Below are 2913 nucleotides of genomic sequence, written 5' to 3'. Positions count from 1 at the left end.
GAATATTCTGAGGCGGCATTCAGAGGAATTGCATGGGAGGGGAGATATCTGGTAGTAGGATTTGCTTCCGGGACAATACCTAAAATGCCTTTAAATCTGCCTTTACTTAAAACTGCGTCTTTAGTTGGAGTATTTTGGGGTGATTTTGCCATGAGAAAACCGAAAGTGAATATGGAGAATACAAGAACGTTGATGAAATGGTATGATGAGGGCAGAATAAAACCCCATATCCATAAGACTTATGAATTGAAGGAAACCACCAGGGCTTTGGAGGAAATAATGAACAGAAAGGTCAGAGGCAAATTGGTAATAGAAGTTTAAGTTTATCCTATATCGAAAACTTTTACTTTAGATTTAAGTTCCGCTTATTTTAAAGGATAAAATTCCGCATATACGGATAAAAACTACATAATTAATGAACTATAAGAAATGAGATTAAAAGACAAAATAGCAATAGTTACAGGAGGCGCCCGTGGAATTGGCCAGGCCATATCCGAACTCTTTGCAAAAGAAGGAGCTACAGTAATTATTATGGACCTGCTGCCGCAAGGTCAGAAGGTAGCTGATAGCATAAATGAGACCGGGGGAAAAGCAGAGTATAATCAGGTTTCTGTAACCGATAAACCTGCAGTAGAAAATCTCTTCAAAAAGGTAAATGAAAAATATGGTAAAATAGATATTCTTATTAATAATGCGGGAATTACGAGAGACAGGACTCTCGAAAAAATGAGCGAGGAAGAATGGGACGCTGTTATAGAGGTTAATCTGAAAGGGGTATTTATCTGTACCCAGGCTGTTGTGCCTTATATGAAGGCCAATACGTATGGAAGGATTGTAAGTGCCGCATCAAATGTAGGTTTAAGGGGTAATTTTGGACAGACCAATTATGCGGCTACCAAAGCAGGTGTTATTGCCATGGCAAAAACCTGGACGATGGAATTTGGCAAGTATGGCATAACGGCCAATGCCATAGCACCCGGTTTCACCATGACGGATATGGTAGACAAGATACCGGAAGAACATTTTGCTAAAATCAAAGATAGTATTCCCCTGCGTACTGTAGCACAACCCATAGATATCGCCTATGGCTACCTATACCTGGCTTCAGATGAGGCACGTTTTGTTTCAGGTATATGCCTTACTATAGATGGTGGAACTTCAAGATAATTAATATGGCCAAATTAGAACTAAAGAATTTTGCCGACTTTCGAGAAATAGAAGGTCAAACTTTGCCTGCAGGAGATTGGCTTACAGTGACCCAGGAAATGATTAATGATTTTGCTAAAGCTACTATGGATTTCCAATGGATCCATATAGATGTTGAAAAAGCGAAAAAATACTCACCTTTTAAAATGCCCGTGGCTCATGGTTTTATGTCGCTTGCACTATTATCGAAGTTATTAAAAGACGTACTGCTGGTTAAATCAACTAAAATGGGGGTAAATTATGGGTTAAATAAAGTACGTTTTCCAAGTCCTGTTTTGGTAAATAGCCGACTCAGACTAATTTGTACCATACAAAAAATTGAGGAGTACGGGAATAAGGGCCTAAAAATTACATGGAATTGTATAGTAGAGCTCGAGGGGTCCAAAAAACCTGCCTGCGTGGCTGAATTTATTAGTTTAAGTTTCGAGTAATTTTTTTACCTTAACAGTTGAGGAATGATCACCAGATATAGCGAGATTTTATATAAACCAAGACCAAACCTAAATTAAATAACCAATGACCAGACTTTTTGACCTTCTTTACCATCAATTAAACAGCAACCCACTTGAAGCTTCCTTAAGTGCCCGGGATTCTAAAGGTAACTGGAAGTCTTATAGCACAGAGGATATAAAAAATTATTCGGAACAAGCTGCTTCGGGTTTGCTAAAATTAGGCCTGAAGCCCGGAGATAAGGTAGCTCTGGTAATCTATAAAAACAGACCCGAATGGGTAATTATGGATTTTGCGCTGCAAATGGCCGGACTTATAAGTATTCCATTATACCCAACCATTAGTATTTCGGAGTATGAATACATCTTAAATGAAGCAGAAGTAAAGGCAGCATTTTGCGGAGGTCTTGATCTTTACGACAAACTGTCCTTAGCAGGCAAGAATATTCCGAGTTTAGAAAATATCTACACTTTTGATAAAGTTGAAGGAAGGCCCTATTGGGAAGAAATTTTGGATATTGAAGGATTAAGCAAGGTGGAGGAAATTAAGGGGCGATTAACCGGGGAAGATCTGATTACTATAATTTATACCTCCGGAACAACTGGTAATCCTAAAGGGGTAATGCTAACAAATAATAATATCATGCATGCTATACTTGAAACTGCACCTTTTGTAACGATACATCCCGGTGAAAATGTGTTGAGTTTTCTTCCGTTGTGCCATATTTATGAAAGGGCCGTTTCCTTCGCCTGGTTCAATAAGGCTGCCTCCATATATTTTTGTGGAACCGATAGCCTGAGTGGACCGGACGGTGACCTGGCTTCTGTGCAACCGGTAGTTTTTACAACCGTTCCAAGACTGCTGGAAAAAGTATATGAAGCGATCTATAATAAAGGCCTGGCTTTAAAAGGAGTAAAAAAAGCACTTTTCTTTTGGGCACTTCGTTTAACAGATAATTATGAGCTGGATCAAAAACTATCTCCTTTTGGTAAGATAAAATGGGATATTGCGGATAAATTAATTTTTAGCAAATGGCGTGCAGCCCTTGGGGGTAATGTACGTCTGATTATTACGGGCTCAGCTCCTTGCCCCTTGAAGATAATTCGCGTTTTTTGCGCTGCTGGGATTAATATACGGGAAGCCTATGGGTTAACGGAAACCTCTCCTACCTTAACCGTTAATGGTACTGAACCGGGGGGATCTATAATTGGTACGGTAGGCTATGCTATCAAAGGGGTAGAATTATATATAGATAGG

4 protein-coding genes are annotated in these 2913 nt (G+C 39.3%); all 4 read left to right on the top strand.

From position 1 onward, the window contains the following. Positions 1-321: zinc-binding dehydrogenase (locus tag WBN20_RS16090; RefSeq protein ID WP_424282421.1), on the top strand; the 321-nt coding region annotated here is incomplete at its 5' end. A gap of 108 nt (positions 322-429) precedes the next feature. Continuing rightward, the gene (locus tag WBN20_RS16085; protein WP_424271456.1) at positions 430-1167 is read left to right on the top strand and encodes an SDR family NAD(P)-dependent oxidoreductase; all 738 of its coding nucleotides are present in this window, start codon (positions 430-432) and stop codon (positions 1165-1167) included. 5 nt (positions 1168-1172) lie between these two features. Further along, the gene (locus WBN20_RS16080; protein WP_424282420.1) at positions 1173-1637 is read left to right on the top strand and encodes a MaoC family dehydratase; all 465 of its coding nucleotides are present in this window, start codon (positions 1173-1175) and stop codon (positions 1635-1637) included. 85 nt (positions 1638-1722) lie between these two features. Beyond that, positions 1723-2913 (top strand): AMP-dependent synthetase/ligase (locus tag WBN20_RS16075; protein ID WP_424282419.1); only part of this gene is annotated, 1191 nt, incomplete at its 3' end.

The sequence above is a fragment of the Eudoraea sp. genome, assembly GCF_049665975.1.
In the GTDB taxonomy this organism is placed as follows: Bacteria; Bacteroidota; Bacteroidia; order Flavobacteriales; family Flavobacteriaceae; genus Eudoraea.
The sequence above is the reverse complement of the archived record's forward strand: the minus strand, read 5'-3'. Positions and strand labels throughout refer to the sequence as shown.

Coding starts and splice junctions, on each gene's coding strand:
- WBN20_RS16085 (WP_424271456.1), top strand. CDS start 430: ATGAGATTAAAAGACAAAATAGCAATAGTTACAGGAGGCGCCCGTGGA.
- WBN20_RS16080 (WP_424282420.1), top strand. CDS start 1,173: ATGGCCAAATTAGAACTAAAGAATTTTGCCGACTTTCGAGAAATAGAA.